We start from the raw sequence: 15744 nt of genomic DNA, 5'->3' as shown, positions 1-15744 counted from the left end.
GCTCGTTTCTTGGGCCAATCTTCCAAGTCATTCGTGCACGTTCAATTAAATCCCAGCTTAAATGACCTTTCTATTGGTATAAAGTTCGGCTATTGGTTCTCAACTTATGCAACTCCAATCTAATCTATCCTGGCAATACTACCGCATATCCATATTGTAGCTGATGGGGCCAGCCTGATAATTGGTTAACCCCAACCAGGGTGATGGATATCCAATCCCGATAGCGCCTTCATTTTGCGGGCGGCTTGGTTTGGGGTTGATATACCCGTCTGAGTATTTGGCGATCAAAGTATCTGCAAGCGCCCACCATTCCTTAACTATTTCATTTGCATTGGCTTTGCATAATTCGGTTAATTCCTGGCTCGAAGCGCTTGATTGAAATATTTCATCCCAATATTTAAGAAGTTCTACTTGCTGATTCTCCAATTTCAATTGCAAAGGCTGGATGTCTACCTGACACATTCTCTGAAAATTGAGCCTGGCCCAGTTAGCAACGAAATCAAAGCTCCACCAGGCCGCATCACGACTAAATTGCTGAGGGTCGCCAATTTGAAACGTGGTAGGTAGTTGTTCTACTTTGCTCGGAAACGGCACAAAACAGGTAGTATAAGAAACATCTGACCCAAACCAGCATATACCTTTTGTAAGTTGCGGGGCATCTGGTCGGGTTTGGAGTACATACGTATAACCCTGATAGAATACAGAGATGGGGCGTTCCCAGGCGCCATATAATTTATGGTTTCCTATATCATAACTGGTGCCGTCATAGGGGCCAAAGAAACGCGTCGGGTCTCCATAAGGCCCGGCTGCAATACCCTTTGTCATATCAAATTGGGTACCTTCATAATGATCACGGTATAAGGCAAATACTTCTCTTACCTCCAATTGCTTTTTTGGCTGAATGCTAAACGGATAGTCTGTGGTATAACCATCATTTACCCAGGGGCTTAATCCAAGGTCAGGATTAGCCCGGTCAAAGACACGCCATACCCTCCGCAGCGAATAATATGGATGATTGTATTCACCGTCACTTATAGCAACCAACCAATCTACCGTTCCGGTTTCTGAAGCCCAACCAACCTTTCTGAGGCCGGGCAGCAAACGATTTGAGAATAGCTGATCTTCTGAATCTGGCCTGATTTCCCGGATTCGGAATTCATTTGCAGCCACGAAAATAGTGCCATCAGGTACCCGCTGTGCTATCCAGGCAGAATGGTATTCATTATCTGGTAAAGCGCACATTTCAAACACCCAGGCTTCTTTTTCATCAGCTACAAGCAAAGTTTCTCCGGTCGAGAAATAGCCATATTCATCAATAAGAGCCCCCATTAATTCTACTGCCTCTCTAGCTAATTTGCACCGCTCCAAAGCAATACGAGATAGCTCAGCACTGTAAAACAAACGACAATGGTCGCCACTTTTTTCTGCTTGTTCTTTCGTTATGGGGTTGGGCGGCATGAATTTGGCCCCATTTGTACACTCGCCAAACATCAGATTATGTTCATTCATGATTCCGTAACTCCCATCAAAGTAAGCGTAGGTATGCTCTATCTGAGGTATTTGACCTATAATCGGGGTTTCCGGCCAGTCTTTCAAATTATACCCCGGGCCTCGCTCTTTGCTAACAATACGTGGGTACCCGTCGTTGATGCCGGCAACTATACCGCGCATGCTACCAGGTGCATGATTCATAGCCGGAACATAGATGAAACGCTGATCTGAAAGTTCGTTGTCGTCAGAATGCGTTACAATCATAGAGCCGTCGGCTGTAGCTCCGGGGGTAATAATCATTGTTGTACACATAATTTTTTCAGTTTGATCTATGATTTCAGAGAACTCACCATCTTCGGTACTTTCAGCATTTACAATACCATTGCCCTATTTGTGAGCCAATGTTAGTGCCATAATTGCTGGCGCCAGCACTACTGCCGGGCGGAGGTGGCTGCTGAGGGTAAGGATTCCCATCGCTGTCCATAAATATCAATTGCTTGTCGGGTAGATTTTGATAAATGACCACAAAAGACGACCCACCATAATGGAACATACCCATTTCCTGGCCCTTTGTTACATGAGCTCCCTTTTTTAGTTGTTTGTCAAAAACAACACTTGACACCTCACTCATACCCAATGGTATACAGCAAACATTTCCATAGTCTTCAGTTTCAAATACAATCAGACCCTTCGCATTAACTTCGGCCAGATACGGAGTAGACGCTGTTGTTGCGCCTCCATAATCGGGCAGTACCAATTTGCTAAAAAAGCAACCGGGAATAACAATGGGGTCAAAAAGTACCTTGCCATTTACTGGTATCCACCAACGATGGAAATTGTATGGATTAAGGTAAGTCTGAAACACATACCCATTCTCAAACATCTCGTCTAATTTGTACGACTTGATAATTTCATTTTGGCGGCGATCAGGCGAACTGAAAATGTCGTTCAGCGAATACGGCATACCTTTGAGCCAGAACACATCTCTTTTCTGAACTTTCGGTTGCCAGCAAAACAGTGAACCATCATTTGGGCAAATAACTACCTGATTGGTATTTGGGCTTGCAATCGGTCTGGATTTTTTTGGATCAAGGAAATCACGCGTAAAGAATGAATCCCAGGATTTCCAGTAAGGTAAAGTTTGAGAATCTTTTTTCCATAACGGAAAATCATATTGCTTTTTAGCGGCAGGTGAAAGCCATTGCTCATTTTCTTTACTGAAGCCTACAGCAGAGGCAGGTGTAACAAGAAATTTCCCCCATTCTTCCAGAATAGCTTTCATTTTTTCATTGAACTTTGGAATGCGGAACATGGTACTGCCCCCAAGGGTAGCGTCAATTCCAACTACGATAGCTGAAAACGGAAGGCCAACTAAATCATTGTTAATGAATTGAGGCGCAAGGCTAAGAATAGTATTAAAGGCATTCAGCAGGGTTTCCAAATCAGGAATTCGAGGAATAGGCGCTTCCTTAGTTGACTGATGCGCATGAATAATGTTATCATTTTGTTGAAAAGCATTGTTTGCCAGATAAGTCAGCACCTCATCGCCTTCAATCAGCTTTTTTAGAGCTTTAATACTAGGTGCCAGGTTTTTTGGTTTTGTATTAAGAACCGATTCAAAAAATATCCGGAATGATTCTCTGTCTGGGTTGGGTATCCAACCACTTTGAATATTAAATGGAACGTAAGATTGCGGTAACATAGAAGTATTGTTTAAAAGGTTATCCTACTCATTTGGCTTTTCGGTTTTGCCCCGCTTTTTTAAAGTGGTAGCTGGTTTCCACTAGCTATTGTAATATTTTACGTTTTTTTAACAGGAAAATGCAGTGCCTGAGCAGAAAAACAGACTGAATGCAAAGGATACAATTCTAATTTATGTATCCGCAGTTTATGGTTGAGTGTTGATTACTTTTTACCCCATCTGGAATACTAAACCAACCATCATACCTAAAGCAAAAGCGTTTTAAAATGCAATATTGCCTGTAGAAAAGAACTTTGTTTTAACATGGCGAACGGTAGTCTTATTGTACCTGAAGTACATTGTAACTATCTGATTATCTGCAAATAGATATATACAATCAGGAGCTTATTTGAGTGTAAGCTCAATCTATCTCAACTGTGGTTTTACCCGGCAGCAGAGGCATTCGGAAAATGCTTTCCCTCCAAAATCAAAAAAGAAATCAGGTCTTTGAAAATCCATTAAATTAATCGTTAAGGGGAGGCTGTCTAATAAAGTACTAAGGCCACATAAATATGGTAATATAGAACTCTTTCAAACAGCCTCTTTACTGTTTCCTGACAAATTAACAGGGTTATACGTTGGCCATAGCCCATAGTTCACCCAATCCCTGATAGCCGTCCTGAAGCCATACTTTGTCAAATGCGTGGCTTAATGTTTTGCCTACCTCAGCGCCAGCGCAGTTGAAAGAAACATTTCCTGAACCATGATCTATCATGATCCACTCTTCGCCTTCGCCCTGAATACCATTCTGTAACCCTACATTACCAAAGGCATGGCTAAGAAATTTTCCGGTTTCAGCGCCCAGACAGGCAAGTGCCACGCGTTGGTTGGGCAATTGTTGTAGAATAAACACTTCACCTTCTCCCTGAACACCGTTCTGAAGCCATACTTTGTCAAATGCGTGACTAAGGAATTTACCAGTTTCTGCTCCAAGAGCTCCTAATGTAATAGTTGCCATTATGTTAAATTGTTAATTGTTATCCCTACTCTTTTATGAGGCTTTTCAGTACCCGCCTGCAACCCAAAATGACAATTGACCAATTGGAATCGCACATTTAAGATTACACAACAAAGTTCAACTATTTCTTAGATTATTTATAGAGTAGAAACCCCGATTCCATAAAGTAAAACTACCTGATTACCAATACGGTACATTTACGCAGTACAGAACCATATATGCGCTAGCGAGGGTTCTGAGTAGATTTACCTACTAAAACAAGATTCCCATTAAATTTTGCCAAACCATGGGCTATGAACCGGAATGAATATTAAAATATCTGTAATCCAGGCAAGGCAGCGCAGGGTGGTTGCGCATGTACCAATAAAATTGGTAAATCTCTGCCCTTCAAATGCCGGCATCAGCGGCTCCTGTCTGTAATGAAACCACTCAAATTAATAGTCCGTTTTTCTTTACAAATACCCCTTTAATGGCTCCTGTCTGTAATGAAACCATCCAAATATAATTACGCCTATCAGTATACGAACCACGAATGAAAAAACATGGCTTTGCCGACTACCCTATATAGCTGCATTGGCAGGTTTATAAACCCTTACCCGACAAATAAAGGCAAAATAATTTGTGCAACTCAAAAGTTGCACATACATTTGCAACCTGAGAGTTGCACAATTAAAATCAAGAATGAAACAAGATATATTTCAGGCCATTGCCGACCCCACACGCAGAGCGATTTTGACATTACTGGCTATTCAGGCACTAACACCCAATGTTATAGCCCAAAAGTTTGATATGACCCGACAGGCAGTCTCGAAACACATTAAGGTATTGCACGAATGCGACCTGGTTAAACCAGAGCAAAGCGGCCGGGAAATTTACTACCATTTTAATGCTAAAAAGATGCAGGAATTTGACCACTGGCTAGCCCAGTTCAGACAAAACTGGGAAACCCAATTTAACCAGCTTGACCAACTATTATCAACTATTAAAACGAAAGAAGAATGAACAACGATTTGCTATTTGATTTTAATGTAGACAAAACTGCAAAAACTGTTTACATCAGCCGGGAATTTAATGCGCGGCAATTGCTGGTATGGGATGCCTTTACAAAAGCCGAACTACTTGACCAATGGGGGGCTCCGGCACCCATGCGCGCGAAAACCAAGTATATGGATTTTAAGGTAGGCGGACGCCGGTTTTATGCAATGGTTAGCCCGGACGGGCAGGAGCGCTGGGCTGTGCAGGAATTTACGTCTATTACCCCGATAACCAATTTTAAGATGTATAACACGTTTGCCGATAAGGATGAAAACCGGGAATTGCCGGGCTCTGATTGGGACTACAACTTTAGCGAGCAAAATGGTATTACCAGAGTTGATATAACCATATATAATGAATCGTTTGAGCGTTTAGAGAAATTGTTAGAGGGCTTCAAAATTGGTTTCAACATGACCCTCAGAAACCTGGAAGAACTCCTGGAGGCTTTATCGTAGACCCCCGCTTTTCATATACTCAATGCAAAAGAGAGGGTATTTAACCAATTAGAAACAAATTTTAACAATAAAAATTATGAGAACAATTAACACCTGGATTAACTTCAACGGCAATGCTGAAGAAGCTTTTACTTTTTACAAATCAGTTTTTGGCGGCGAATTTTCCAGAATAATCCGCTTCGGCGATTTAGCAAGCGACGAATTTCAGGTAGCTGAAAATGAAGCTAAAAAAATAATGCAAATTGCCTTGCCTTTAGGTAAATACAGTGCATTAATAGGCAATGATGTTCCTGAGTTTATGGGTAGGGTAAACGAAAACGAAAACAGGTCGAAAATAGTGGTAAATGCTGAAAGCCGCGAAGAGGCCGACCTGCTATTTAATGGTTTATCGGCTGGGGGAAATATTGAAGGCCCTATTGACCAAGGCCCCTGGGGAACCTATGCGGGTATGTTCAGAGACAAATATGGTATTGAATGGATTGTGGAATTTGACCCAAATTATGTGGCGCAGGCATAACCTTCTTGCATAAAACCGGGGTTAATGTAAACTAAATATTTACCTGCAAAAGAGGTTTAAATTCTTAAAAATACAATAAAGCTGGGTTACGCTATTAGAATCGGTTTAGCTTTTTCAAATCGTTTCAAAAATGGCATAAGCATTTTTTGTTTGCCATGCCACGCCCTTTATCTAAAAATTGAAAAAGCCTGAATGCCGAAACATCCAGGCCTTTCTATTTTATTCCTGACTAAAAATTTTAAATGCTTGATTTTGACCACAGTTCTCCTTCTCCCTTATAACCATCCTGAAGCCCTACCTTACCATTCGCATGGCTTAACGTTTTGTTATTCTCGCTACCTGCGCAGTTGAAAGAAACGTTAGGTAATTCGTGTTCTACCATCACCCACTCTTCTCCCTCACCCATTATACCTTCTTTCAGAGTAACCTCGCCAGAGGCATGACTAAGGTATTTACCAATCTCTGCGCCAACGCAGGCAATGGCCACACGGTCTCTTGGCAGTTTTTGAATTACAAAAACTTCTCCTTCTCCATGAATTCCGTCTGTTAGAGATACTGAATTGTTTGCGTGGCTTAAAAATTTCCCTTTTTCTTTTCCAAGAGCTTGTAATGTTACGCGTGCCATAGTGTTAAATATTTAGGTGTTTGTTCTTACTCTGTTTGAAAGGCTTTTCAGAGACCGCCTGTAAATCAGAAATTGAGAGAAACGTGAGTTTGCTCCCAATAACTTTTTTATGCGGCAAATTTTACTTAATTCTAAAAATATTTTTAGAGTAAAAATACGGATTCCGATAAGTAAAAATACCTGATTTGCATTTCGGTACAACGCAAAACAATAGTGTCAAACGCTAAATACCATTTAGCCCTGTTTTTTTGAAGAATTGGTGGCATTGGCTGCCAGAAACAGCTGCCCGGTTATGAGTTGTAGCGTCTAAAGGCGCCTGAGAATAACGGCTCAGTGTAAAAACTGATTTGTGTGTGTCTAAAGGCGTTTGCCCGAGTAACAATTATTCATTCATCAACCTGCGTATCATAGCCAGATGAGAAAAAAGCACAATGGGTACAACGCAGGCAGGTAACCACACAAACGGAAAATGCAAGACAGCCACATTGGGCTGCTCAAACCCAAACTGCTGGAACGAAAAAGGCGCTGACAAAACAGCGGTAGAAACAACGTTTATTAGTAAAATAAGGCAAATAAAATTCCACATCAACAATATACCTGTGCCAATACGCTGCTTAACGTAGGCTAAATAATAAACAACTAAGGCCGTTATACCCGAAAAAACATCAAAATTCTGCCCTTCAAATGTAATAATCACAGGCACTTGCTTGTAAAGAAACAACCAGAATAAAACCATTTCAACCGGAATACGAGCCACATGCAACAAAATTAACGATTTCATGTCCAGCTGGTCTATCAAACTTCTTCCCTTTTTGGTAGCGAAAACCAAAAGTATCAACAATAAAGGTGGCAAAACTGCCAGTAGAAATCGCGGAGGCGTTGCCTGGGTATGGGTATAGAAGCCATTTACTGACAGAAAAGAATGCAAAATCAGCCATGAAAACGCTACAAGTAAAATACTGACAGAATATGCCGGAGCAGCCTTTGCTAAAAAATAAACACAATAAAAGGTACTAAGACCCATAACCAAAGGTATGTATAATGGCAGATTTTCCATTTATGCTAGCAAAGTTTAGTATCCAACTTATCCCTTTCGCCCGGAACACGGGCAAGGCAAAGAATCTTCTCCAAATTAGTTTATCAGACCTTGAAATGCAACCTATTACCAGATTTTTGCATCTATCTGGCAATTATTCAACCTCACCGGCCGATAACTGTTTTTGATTACAAAAAATATATGTACTTTAATAGGCGTTTTAAGTAATTGCATCAAAATGACTGAGCTTCAAACATTTAAGGGTATTTCGTTAACCGACATGGAGGCTGTAAAACTACTTAACCGGATAGACAGCAAGTACATTTTTCATGAAAGTGAACTGCCTGCAATTCTGAAAGAAATTGAGCCGTATTACAACATACTTGAGATTAACCGGAACAGGCAGCACCGCTATGAATCTTTGTATTTTGACACCCCCGATTACCAACTCTATTACCAACACCATAACGGAAAGCCCAACCGCATGAAAGTACGGTTTCGACGCTATACAGACACAGGTCTTACATTTTTTGAAGTAAAAAATAAAACCGGCAATAGCCGTACCATAAAATACCGCGAAGAACGCAGTTGCGTGAACGATACCCTTCAAGCCACAGACTACACGCTTTGTAAGAGGCTTTCCATTGCGCCTGAGCAATTACAACATCAGCTCTGGATATACTTTGACCGCATCACTTTAGTAAGTAAAGATTTTTCGGAAAGACTGACCTTCGACCTGAACCTGGCCTTTCGCAAAGCCGGCAGCAGCAGTACGTATCAGAAACTGGTTATAGCTGAGGTAAAGCAAGACAAAAACTCGGTTATTAGCCCCATCGTTCAGAGCCTCAGATGCCGTTACATCAGTTCATCTAATTTCAGCAAATACTCAGTTGGAATTGCCACACTCGGAAACGTCAAAAGTAACTCGTTTAAACCCCTGTTATTAAAGCTGAACAAAATCTTAAAGCCCTGATACCTGGCAGGTTTCAGTAACCTTAACACCCAATATTACCAGCTCACTTATTTTAAAAAAACAATACATGGAAGAATTTGAAGGTACCAGCCGAACAATAAATCAGTTTTTGGGCAATAGCTTTGTTTTTGAATTTGGCATGCGCTTTCTGCTGAATATGACCGTAATTCTGTTGCTTGTTCGGGGAATTTATTATAACCGTTATAAAAACAAAGACTTTGTTTTTACTTTTTTCCTGTTTAATGTGGTTAACTTCCTGATATGTTTTTTACTAAGCGCCACAAAGCTAAAGATGGGCTTTGCATTTGGTTTATTCGCTATTTTTTCAATCATCCGTTATCGAACAGTTACCGTGCCGGTACGCGAAATGGGCTACTTCTTTGTTTGTGTGGCCGTAGGCATTATCAATGCGCTGACCCCGCTGGGTTCGGGCAATTATGAATTAATCATTGCTGATATTCTTCTGGTTGGTGTTACTTTCGGTCTTGAACACGGGCTGAATATCAAGCATGAGAATTTCAGAGAAGTGCGCTACGAGAAAATAGACCTGGTGGTACCCGCGCGGCGCGAAGAAATGATAGAGGACCTAAGAAAAAGAATAGGTTTACCTATACACAGAGTTGAAATTCTGCATGTTGATTTTCTGAGAGACGTGGCCCGTGTGCACGCCTTTTATTACTCAAACGAGAACGAAAACAAAAGTGCGGCTTATGGCAGCAGCAGCGATGACTAAGCCTACTTAAGACTTGTAAAGCTGCCAGATGGCTGAGGCACATTCTGTTACGCTGCTTTGGGTTGTGTCAAGTTCTATCTCGGGTTTCAGGGGTATATCATACGGAGCCGATATACCGGTAAAATTGTCAATCTGCTTGCTGATTGCCTTTTTATATAGCCCTTTTGGGTCTCTTTCAATGCAAGTCTCTAATGGCGTATTAACAAATACCTCTACAAACCTTTGGCATAAAGCTCTTACACTTTGCCTGATATCATCATAAGGAGAAATCATAGATACTATCACCGGATGCCCCTGCTGCTCAAATAAAGCGGCAAGCCGCCCGATGCGCAGGTTATGAACTTTTCTTGAGGCTTCATCAAAGCCCGCCTGCTCAATGGCAGAACGTATCTCGTCACCATCCAGTAAAACCGGATTTAGATTGTTCCTATGAAACATTTCAATCAGTTCTCTGGCAATAGTAGTTTTTCCTGCACCACTTAAACCTGTTAACCATATCACAGCTGCTTTTTGAGACACCATATTACTAAAACACTTGTTTTTGACCTTTCGGAATAAAAGATTTATAACACAAAAAAGAGCTGCAAATTTATATAATTTTCCAGTGGCATCTATCCCATTTAAAAAGAATTCTCTACTTTTGTTTCAGAAGCACAACAGGCAATACTTTTTCAATCATGGCATTTCTTTTCAGAAGGAATACTCTAATAAAACTTAACAATTAAGCAAAAGTTGTTATGAAATCCGTTTCCACGATGGATTCCTGCAGTTGTATAAAAAAATTACAAGTTTATCTTTTGGAAGTGTGAAACTTGAATAAACCACCAACTGACTAACCACCAAAGATAACCCCGTTAGCCAAGGTTTAGCATCATTTAAGTATGGCATTATGGCCACGTGTTATAAAGAAGATGTTCTGCTGGCTTTACCTGTACTTTCATACATACACCGGATACACGCCAAAGCGGTTTAATTGACTAATCAGCACCTATTTGCCTGCTTGATAGCATAGACAGAGGAATGAGGTTAATAAAGTATGCCCATTTATTGTTGCGCACCATCACAGAACAAAATTTATTTGTTGATTTTTTTGCAAAAATAAATACCTGCCATGCCCGAGCGTAAAGCCGTTTTTATTATGCCAATGCTTTTTGGCCACCTGAACCCAACTATCACTATGGCCAATGCTTTGGGAAAGCATGGATATAAGGTATTTTATGCAGGAAGCAAGCAGCTTGTGAGGTTTACATTAAAGAATAATTTCAAGTTATACCTTCTGGAAACAACTGCCTTAAACAGGCACAATTTGACTCCTGAAAATAAAAGCGGATTGAGTAAATGGTTTGCTACTGTGCGACACAATTATCTGGAAGACGCTTACCACCTCAGAAAAGCGGATCTGAAAAAACTAGTAGACGAACTGAACCCCGATGTGGTTTTTCTGGACGAGTTCTGCTCATTAGATTTTATCATGCTTTACAGCCTGAAACCATCTTTGAGAGTATTTATTCTGCAAGGCAAAATGGGTATGTACTACAATAAGAAAAGCCCGCCGGGTAATTACTATGCTTTCCCTGATAGCATGGGCAACTACCTATGGAAATGGGTACTCTTCTACCTAAGCATGAAACGGTATTATAAAAAGTGCCTCTATATGGGCAAAAATTTTGAAAGCCGGCTTGAAAAAATTATGAGGGCAGAGCAAATACCTTCTATGTACACAATCAACTATAAAAAATTATTTACGACTTCATTTACAAATATACCCGAAATACTCTTCTATGCTACTGAGTTCGACTTCCCGGATGTTTCTCCTTTGCCCTGGCAAACACATTTATCACCCGGCGTTGCATCAGAAAGAAGAGAGTTTGTAACTGAAGAAGTGCTGCAGTTTCTTACATTGGCAAAAGCCAGTGAACAAAACCGCATTGTTTATTGCTCGTTAGGCACCGTAACAGACATTCATTTGACTGAAAACAGCGCAAGAGCCAGTTTTATTGATAAAATTATGCAAATAGCAACAGCCAATGCCCATCTGTTCTTTATTATCAGTTTTGGTGAGGATTTGCAAAAACAGAAGTATTCAAATATTGGTGTTAAAAACTTATTGGCATTAAACTTTGCGCCTCAGCTTCATATATTAAAATATGCTGATATATTTATAACACACGGTGGAAGTAACTCTATTTTTGAAAGCATCTACAGTAAAACCCCTATGATTGTTTTTCCGCTGAATAATGAATGGGACCAGAACGGAAATGCAGCCAGGGTAGTTTTTTACAGGTTAGGGTTGAAATCTGACTTGGAAGCATCTGCAGAACGTATTGCTCTACAAATAAACTATTTACTGGTACATAATTCTTTCAAGAACACAGTATCGGCTTTTGCAAACAGATTAAAAGAAAAATACACTGATGATTATATAATCAATAAATTGAATGAAATCGGAATATAACCTAAACAAAAGAATAGATTTTATAGGTATCGGTGTTCAGAAAGCAGGCACCACTGCTTTGTATTATTATTTAAATAAGCATCCGGATATATTGATGTCTAAATACAAAGAGTTACATTATTTCAGCAATCTAAATATTGACTTTGAGGAAGAAAGCAGAATAAATTATAGCAATTACCATCAAAACTTTGATTGGACTACCCCCGGCATAAGAGGAGAGATAACTCCTCGTTATTGTTATCTGGAACGCTGTATTCCGTTAATACATCAGTATAATCCTGCTATTAAAATCATTATGATATTGAGAAATCCTGTAGAACGGGCATATTCGCACTGGAACATGAGACTCCATAATACAGAAATGGGTAATAGGACGTTCGCAAACTACCTAAAAGCAGAGATTTTGAGAATGAACTTCGAAAACAAATTTAACCAAATGCCGGAGGATGACTATATCAGACGTGGATTTTATAGTAAACAAATAAGGCATATTTTTGATTATTTCCCTTCTCAGCAGGTTCTTATATTAAAATATGAAGATTTCAGAGATAATCAATACCAGCACCTGCTTAGGATATTTGATTTTTTAGGTGTAAACGGGGATAATTATAAATTTGAAGAAAAAAAAGTTCACCATATTCATTATGAAGAAGAAATAGATGGCTTTTCACTTAATTTATTAAATGACATATATAAAGAAGAAATTGAAAAAGTAGAAAAACTTCTAAACTGGAATTGCACCGATTGGAAAAATGACAAAATATAAATTAGTGTGGCTCGCTTCTTATCCCAAATCAGGCAACACCTGGGTTAGGAGTTTCTTTACAGCCCTTCTGAAAAATGAGGATTTCAATATCAATAGTCTTGACTTTGATGAACTTTATGCCAATAAATCCCTTCTGCAGAAACTGGTTCAAAGAGACATATCGACATTCAATGATTTTGAATTAGAAGCGTTGCGTAGAAAATTTTTAGATTTCTATGCTCAAACCAGAGAAGCTCCTTATCTGCAGAAAATTCATGACCAGTTCTCTTATTCAGTTCATGACAACCTGCCGGTTTTTCATTCACAACACCCAACGGCCGTTATTTATATCATGAGAAACCCTTTAGATGTAACGCTGTCTTTTTCAAGGTATCTGGACATCAGACCTGATGAAATAATTGACCGTTACATCTGTAAATCAGGCTCAACAATATATATGGACAATTACTTTCCTAGAGTGATTGGAACCTGGGATGAACACTTTTACAGCTGGTATAACCAAAAAATGCTGCCTGTACATCTTGTAAAGTACGAAGAAATGAAACTGAACCCGCATAAGGCATTTAAAGAAATGATTAATTTCTTAGGCCTCGATTTTTCTGATGAGGCATTTGGACAGGCCATCAATAAAACTGATTTCAACTCCCTAAAAAAAATGGAGAATGAGCAAGGTTTTAGAGAAAAACTATTATCTCACGTTCCATTCTTCCATACCGGAGAACCAAATCAGGGCAAAATAAATTTAACAGAAAATCAGATTGAGAAAATTTTCTCAATAAACAATAAAGCAGCTGAGATATACGATGTTATTTAAAAAAGGGCTTTATCTTAGGGAACCGCAAAAAATAAAGCCATTTATTAAATATCAGGAGGGATAGGAATACGCATTAACTTCCTCGGGCCAGGGATAAGAGCCAGTATCAATTTCTAATTTTTTCATTTCTGGCTTAACCCAAGCCTTTTTTGGTTTTTCCTGTACTTCTAATTCATCACTTTTTTGTTTGACAGCTTCCATTGTTAAAGTAGTTGATTGTTATTTGGATTAATTAATTAAACCCTGTTTTTGGAGAGAACAGACACTTTAAAAGTTACAGACATAGATAAAAAGTCCTCAGCATTTTTGTTAAAACTCAGGCAAAGCAGAAATTTGTATTCAGAAAAACTGCTTTTTAATCAGATGCACAATCTATATACAAAACAACAAAAATTAAAACCTGATATATACAAAACAACAAAAATTAAAACCTGCCGTTAAATTTCATTGCACTTTACAAACTTACTCCTTTGGCATAATAATAAACTTAGCCGTATTGGTTAATACTTTGCCACCGTTAATACCCAACACGATAAAAAATCCATACGGGCTGGCAATCAAAGCCTTTTTAACAGGATAAAACTTCCGGAACGACAACAAATAAGTAATCATATCCAGTATAGTTTGTGTTCTATGACTCTTTGGTCTTTTCTGATTTATAGATCAAAACAATACTTGCCAGGCCCAAATCTGACACAGGCGATACATAGTTAGAAAAAACAATAGTCGGCCTCGTGTGATTAGAACCTGGGATGAACACTCTTACAGCTGGCATAAACAAAAAATGCTACCGGTGCATTTTGTAAAGTACGAAGAAATGAAACTGAACCCGAATAAGGCATTTAAAGAAATGATTAATTTCTTGGGCCTCAATTTTCTGATGAAGCAATTGCACTGGCCATCAGTATACCTGATTTCAAGTCCTTAAAAAAATGGAGACAACGCATGGCTTCAAAGAAAAACTGGCACCTAATATGCCATTTTTTCATACCAGAGAAACAAATCAGGGTAAAATAAATTTAACAGAAAATAAGATTGAGAAAATTTTCTCAATCAATAAAAAATCGGCAAGTATATACAAGCAAACTTAAAAGGTGGATACTTCTTTCTGTAAATCTAAAATCACCCAAAAGGGAAATCAGGAAAGATTACGATATCCAGAAGTCTCACGACCTGCCGGTGAACCACTATCAACATCTAAATTTTTCATTCCGGGCTTAACCCAGGCCTTTTTGGGTTGCTCCTGTACTTCTAATTCATCACTTTTTTGTTTAGCAGCTTCCATTTTTAAAAATAGTTTATTGTTTTTGGATTAGTAAATTGAACTCATATTCAGAGGAGAACAGACACTTTAAAAGTTACAGACATAGATAAAAAGTTCTCAGCATTTTTGTTAAAACCCAGGCTAAGCAGAAATTTGTATTCAGAAAAACTGCTTATAAATCGGATGCGCAATTTATATACAAAACACCGGAAATTAAAACCTGCTGTAAAATTTCATTACCCTTTACACCCTTACTCTTCAGGCATGATAGCAAACTTGGCCGTATTAGTTAATACTTTACCGCTGTTAATACCCAACACGATAAAAAATCCATACGGGCTGGCAATCAAAGCCTTTTTAACAGGATAAAACTTCCAGAACGACAACAAATAAGTAATCATATCCAATATCGCTTGGGTCTTATGGCGCCAGTTGGTTTTTTCTGATTTATAAGCTAAAACAATGCTTACTACCCCCATACCTAGACCTAACACCGGAGACACATAATTAGAAAAAACAATAGTGAGCTTCTTTTTGCTGTCTGAGTTTTGCTTCAAAAGGTAATAAAAAGATATGCCTATCCCTAATGCATGCAAAGCCACCAGGCCAAAAATAAGCCATTTAACGGTTTTGTTTTTCACTTTAGTGGCAGGCTCAAAGTACTCGTCATAATAATATGCGGCGTTTACACCCAGTTTTACAGCCGTACAGCCATATATAATGTATTCAGGAATCTTGAGATTATCAAGTAGCTCTTTTTCTTTAGCCACCTGCGTTGCCTCATCAACAAATTCCTTAGGAGTAATTAACAACTCAATTACGCTGCTAACCAAACTTGCACTGCTGGCTATATAATTTTTTAATACTTTAAAATCGCTCAT

19 protein-coding genes are annotated in these 15744 nt (G+C 39.1%); 9 read left to right on the top strand and 10 right to left on the bottom strand.

Features of this window, described 5'->3' with window-relative positions:
• Positions 1 to 138: 138 nt before the first annotated feature.
• The 3 genes from NZ848_RS00805 to NZ848_RS00795 all read right to left on the bottom strand — a co-directional run bounded on the left by NZ848_RS00805 (position 139) and on the right by NZ848_RS00795 (position 4190).
• On the bottom strand, positions 139 to 1791 hold the full coding sequence (locus tag NZ848_RS00805; protein WP_259013979.1) for a dipeptidase: 1653 nt from the start codon (positions 1789 to 1791) through the stop codon (positions 139 to 141).
• 64 nt (positions 1792 to 1855) lie between these two features.
• Positions 1856 to 3193, bottom strand: a complete 1338-nt coding sequence (locus NZ848_RS00800) for a phosphatidylserine decarboxylase family protein (protein ID WP_253533133.1) — start codon at positions 3191 to 3193, stop codon at positions 1856 to 1858.
• Positions 3194 to 3803: 610 nt separating this feature from the next.
• The gene (locus NZ848_RS00795; protein ID WP_253533131.1) at positions 3804 to 4190 is read right to left on the bottom strand and encodes a hypothetical protein; all 387 of its coding nucleotides are present in this window, start codon (positions 4188 to 4190) and stop codon (positions 3804 to 3806) included.
• Between the two features lie 681 nt (positions 4191 to 4871).
• On the opposite strand from NZ848_RS00795, the gene NZ848_RS00790 reads away from it, so the two are divergent.
• The 3 genes from NZ848_RS00790 to NZ848_RS00780 all read left to right on the top strand — a co-directional run bounded on the left by NZ848_RS00790 (position 4872) and on the right by NZ848_RS00780 (position 6197).
• Complete coding sequence (locus NZ848_RS00790) at positions 4872 to 5192, top strand: ArsR/SmtB family transcription factor (protein ID WP_253533129.1); 321 nt, start codon at positions 4872 to 4874, stop codon at positions 5190 to 5192.
• Complete coding sequence (locus NZ848_RS00785; protein ID WP_259013978.1) at positions 5189 to 5680, top strand: SRPBCC family protein; 492 nt, start codon at positions 5189 to 5191, stop codon at positions 5678 to 5680. The genes NZ848_RS00790 and NZ848_RS00785 overlap by 4 nt, the downstream gene beginning before the upstream one ends.
• A 76-nt stretch (positions 5681 to 5756) precedes the next feature.
• Complete coding sequence (locus tag NZ848_RS00780) at positions 5757 to 6197, top strand: VOC family protein (protein ID WP_253533125.1); 441 nt, start codon at positions 5757 to 5759, stop codon at positions 6195 to 6197.
• A 238-nt stretch (positions 6198 to 6435) separates the two neighbouring features.
• Here the strand turns inward: NZ848_RS00780 and NZ848_RS00775 are convergent, their stop codons facing one another.
• Both NZ848_RS00775 and NZ848_RS00770 read right to left on the bottom strand, forming a co-directional pair.
• Entirely contained in the window at positions 6436 to 6822 is a 387-nt protein-coding gene (locus tag NZ848_RS00775) for a hypothetical protein (protein ID WP_259013977.1), read from the bottom strand.
• 382 nt (positions 6823 to 7204) lie between these two features.
• The gene (locus tag NZ848_RS00770; RefSeq protein ID WP_259013976.1) at positions 7205 to 7879 is read right to left on the bottom strand and encodes a hypothetical protein; all 675 of its coding nucleotides are present in this window, start codon (positions 7877 to 7879) and stop codon (positions 7205 to 7207) included.
• Positions 7880 to 8096: 217 nt separating this feature from the next.
• On the opposite strand from NZ848_RS00770, the gene NZ848_RS00765 reads away from it, so the two are divergent.
• The gene (locus tag NZ848_RS00765) at positions 8097 to 8831 is read left to right on the top strand and encodes a polyphosphate polymerase domain-containing protein (protein ID WP_259013975.1); all 735 of its coding nucleotides are present in this window, start codon (positions 8097 to 8099) and stop codon (positions 8829 to 8831) included.
• A gap of 67 nt (positions 8832 to 8898) precedes the next feature.
• Positions 8899 to 9564 (top strand): DUF4956 domain-containing protein, encoded by a 666-nt coding sequence (locus tag NZ848_RS00760; protein WP_253533117.1) that lies wholly within the window; start codon positions 8899 to 8901, stop codon positions 9562 to 9564.
• A gap of 6 nt (positions 9565 to 9570) precedes the next feature.
• Here NZ848_RS00760 and cysC read toward each other — a convergent pair whose 3' ends face one another.
• A complete protein-coding gene (cysC, locus tag NZ848_RS00755; protein WP_259013974.1) occupies positions 9571 to 10086 on the bottom strand; it encodes an adenylyl-sulfate kinase in 516 nt (171 codons plus the stop codon).
• 589 nt (positions 10087 to 10675) lie between these two features.
• On the opposite strand from cysC, the gene NZ848_RS00750 reads away from it, so the two are divergent.
• From NZ848_RS00750 to NZ848_RS00740, 3 genes are read left to right on the top strand one after another with little or no spacing between them, the layout of a single operon-like run.
• Positions 10676 to 12019, top strand: a complete 1344-nt coding sequence (locus tag NZ848_RS00750; protein WP_259013973.1) for a glycosyltransferase — start codon at positions 10676 to 10678, stop codon at positions 12017 to 12019.
• Complete coding sequence (locus NZ848_RS00745) at positions 12003 to 12785, top strand: sulfotransferase family protein (protein WP_259013972.1); 783 nt, start codon at positions 12003 to 12005, stop codon at positions 12783 to 12785. Before NZ848_RS00750 ends, NZ848_RS00745 begins: the two co-directional genes overlap by 17 nt.
• A complete protein-coding gene (locus NZ848_RS00740; protein ID WP_259013971.1) occupies positions 12772 to 13599 on the top strand; it encodes a sulfotransferase domain-containing protein in 828 nt (275 codons plus the stop codon). The genes NZ848_RS00745 and NZ848_RS00740 overlap by 14 nt, the downstream gene beginning before the upstream one ends.
• A 51-nt stretch (positions 13600 to 13650) precedes the next feature.
• Here the strand turns inward: NZ848_RS00740 and NZ848_RS00735 are convergent, their stop codons facing one another.
• Positions 13651 to 13800: a hypothetical protein gene (locus NZ848_RS00735; protein ID WP_259013970.1), complete on the bottom strand. Its 150-nt coding sequence runs from the start codon at positions 13798 to 13800 to the stop codon at positions 13651 to 13653.
• Between the two features lie 261 nt (positions 13801 to 14061).
• On the bottom strand, positions 14062 to 14211 hold the full coding sequence (locus NZ848_RS00730; protein WP_259013969.1) for a hypothetical protein: 150 nt from the start codon (positions 14209 to 14211) through the stop codon (positions 14062 to 14064).
• Between the two features lie 124 nt (positions 14212 to 14335).
• Here NZ848_RS00730 and NZ848_RS21545 point away from each other — a divergent pair, with 124 nt between their 5' ends.
• Positions 14336 to 14527 (top strand): sulfotransferase domain-containing protein, encoded by a 192-nt coding sequence (locus NZ848_RS21545; protein ID WP_390890841.1) that lies wholly within the window; start codon positions 14336 to 14338, stop codon positions 14525 to 14527.
• A 210-nt stretch (positions 14528 to 14737) separates the two neighbouring features.
• Here NZ848_RS21545 and NZ848_RS00725 read toward each other — a convergent pair whose 3' ends face one another.
• Together NZ848_RS00725 and NZ848_RS00720 are read right to left on the bottom strand one after the other, a co-directional pair.
• Entirely contained in the window at positions 14738 to 14884 is a 147-nt protein-coding gene (locus NZ848_RS00725) for a hypothetical protein (RefSeq protein WP_259013968.1), read from the bottom strand.
• 230 nt (positions 14885 to 15114) lie between these two features.
• Positions 15115 to 15744 (bottom strand): hypothetical protein, encoded by a 630-nt coding sequence (locus tag NZ848_RS00720; RefSeq protein ID WP_259013967.1) that lies wholly within the window; start codon positions 15742 to 15744, stop codon positions 15115 to 15117.

This window comes from Emticicia fluvialis, assembly GCF_024793945.1.
GTDB classification, from domain to species: Bacteria; Bacteroidota; Bacteroidia; order Cytophagales; family Spirosomataceae; genus Emticicia; species Emticicia fluvialis.
Note: the sequence above shows the minus strand (reverse complement) of the source record. Positions and strands in the feature narration are given on the sequence as shown.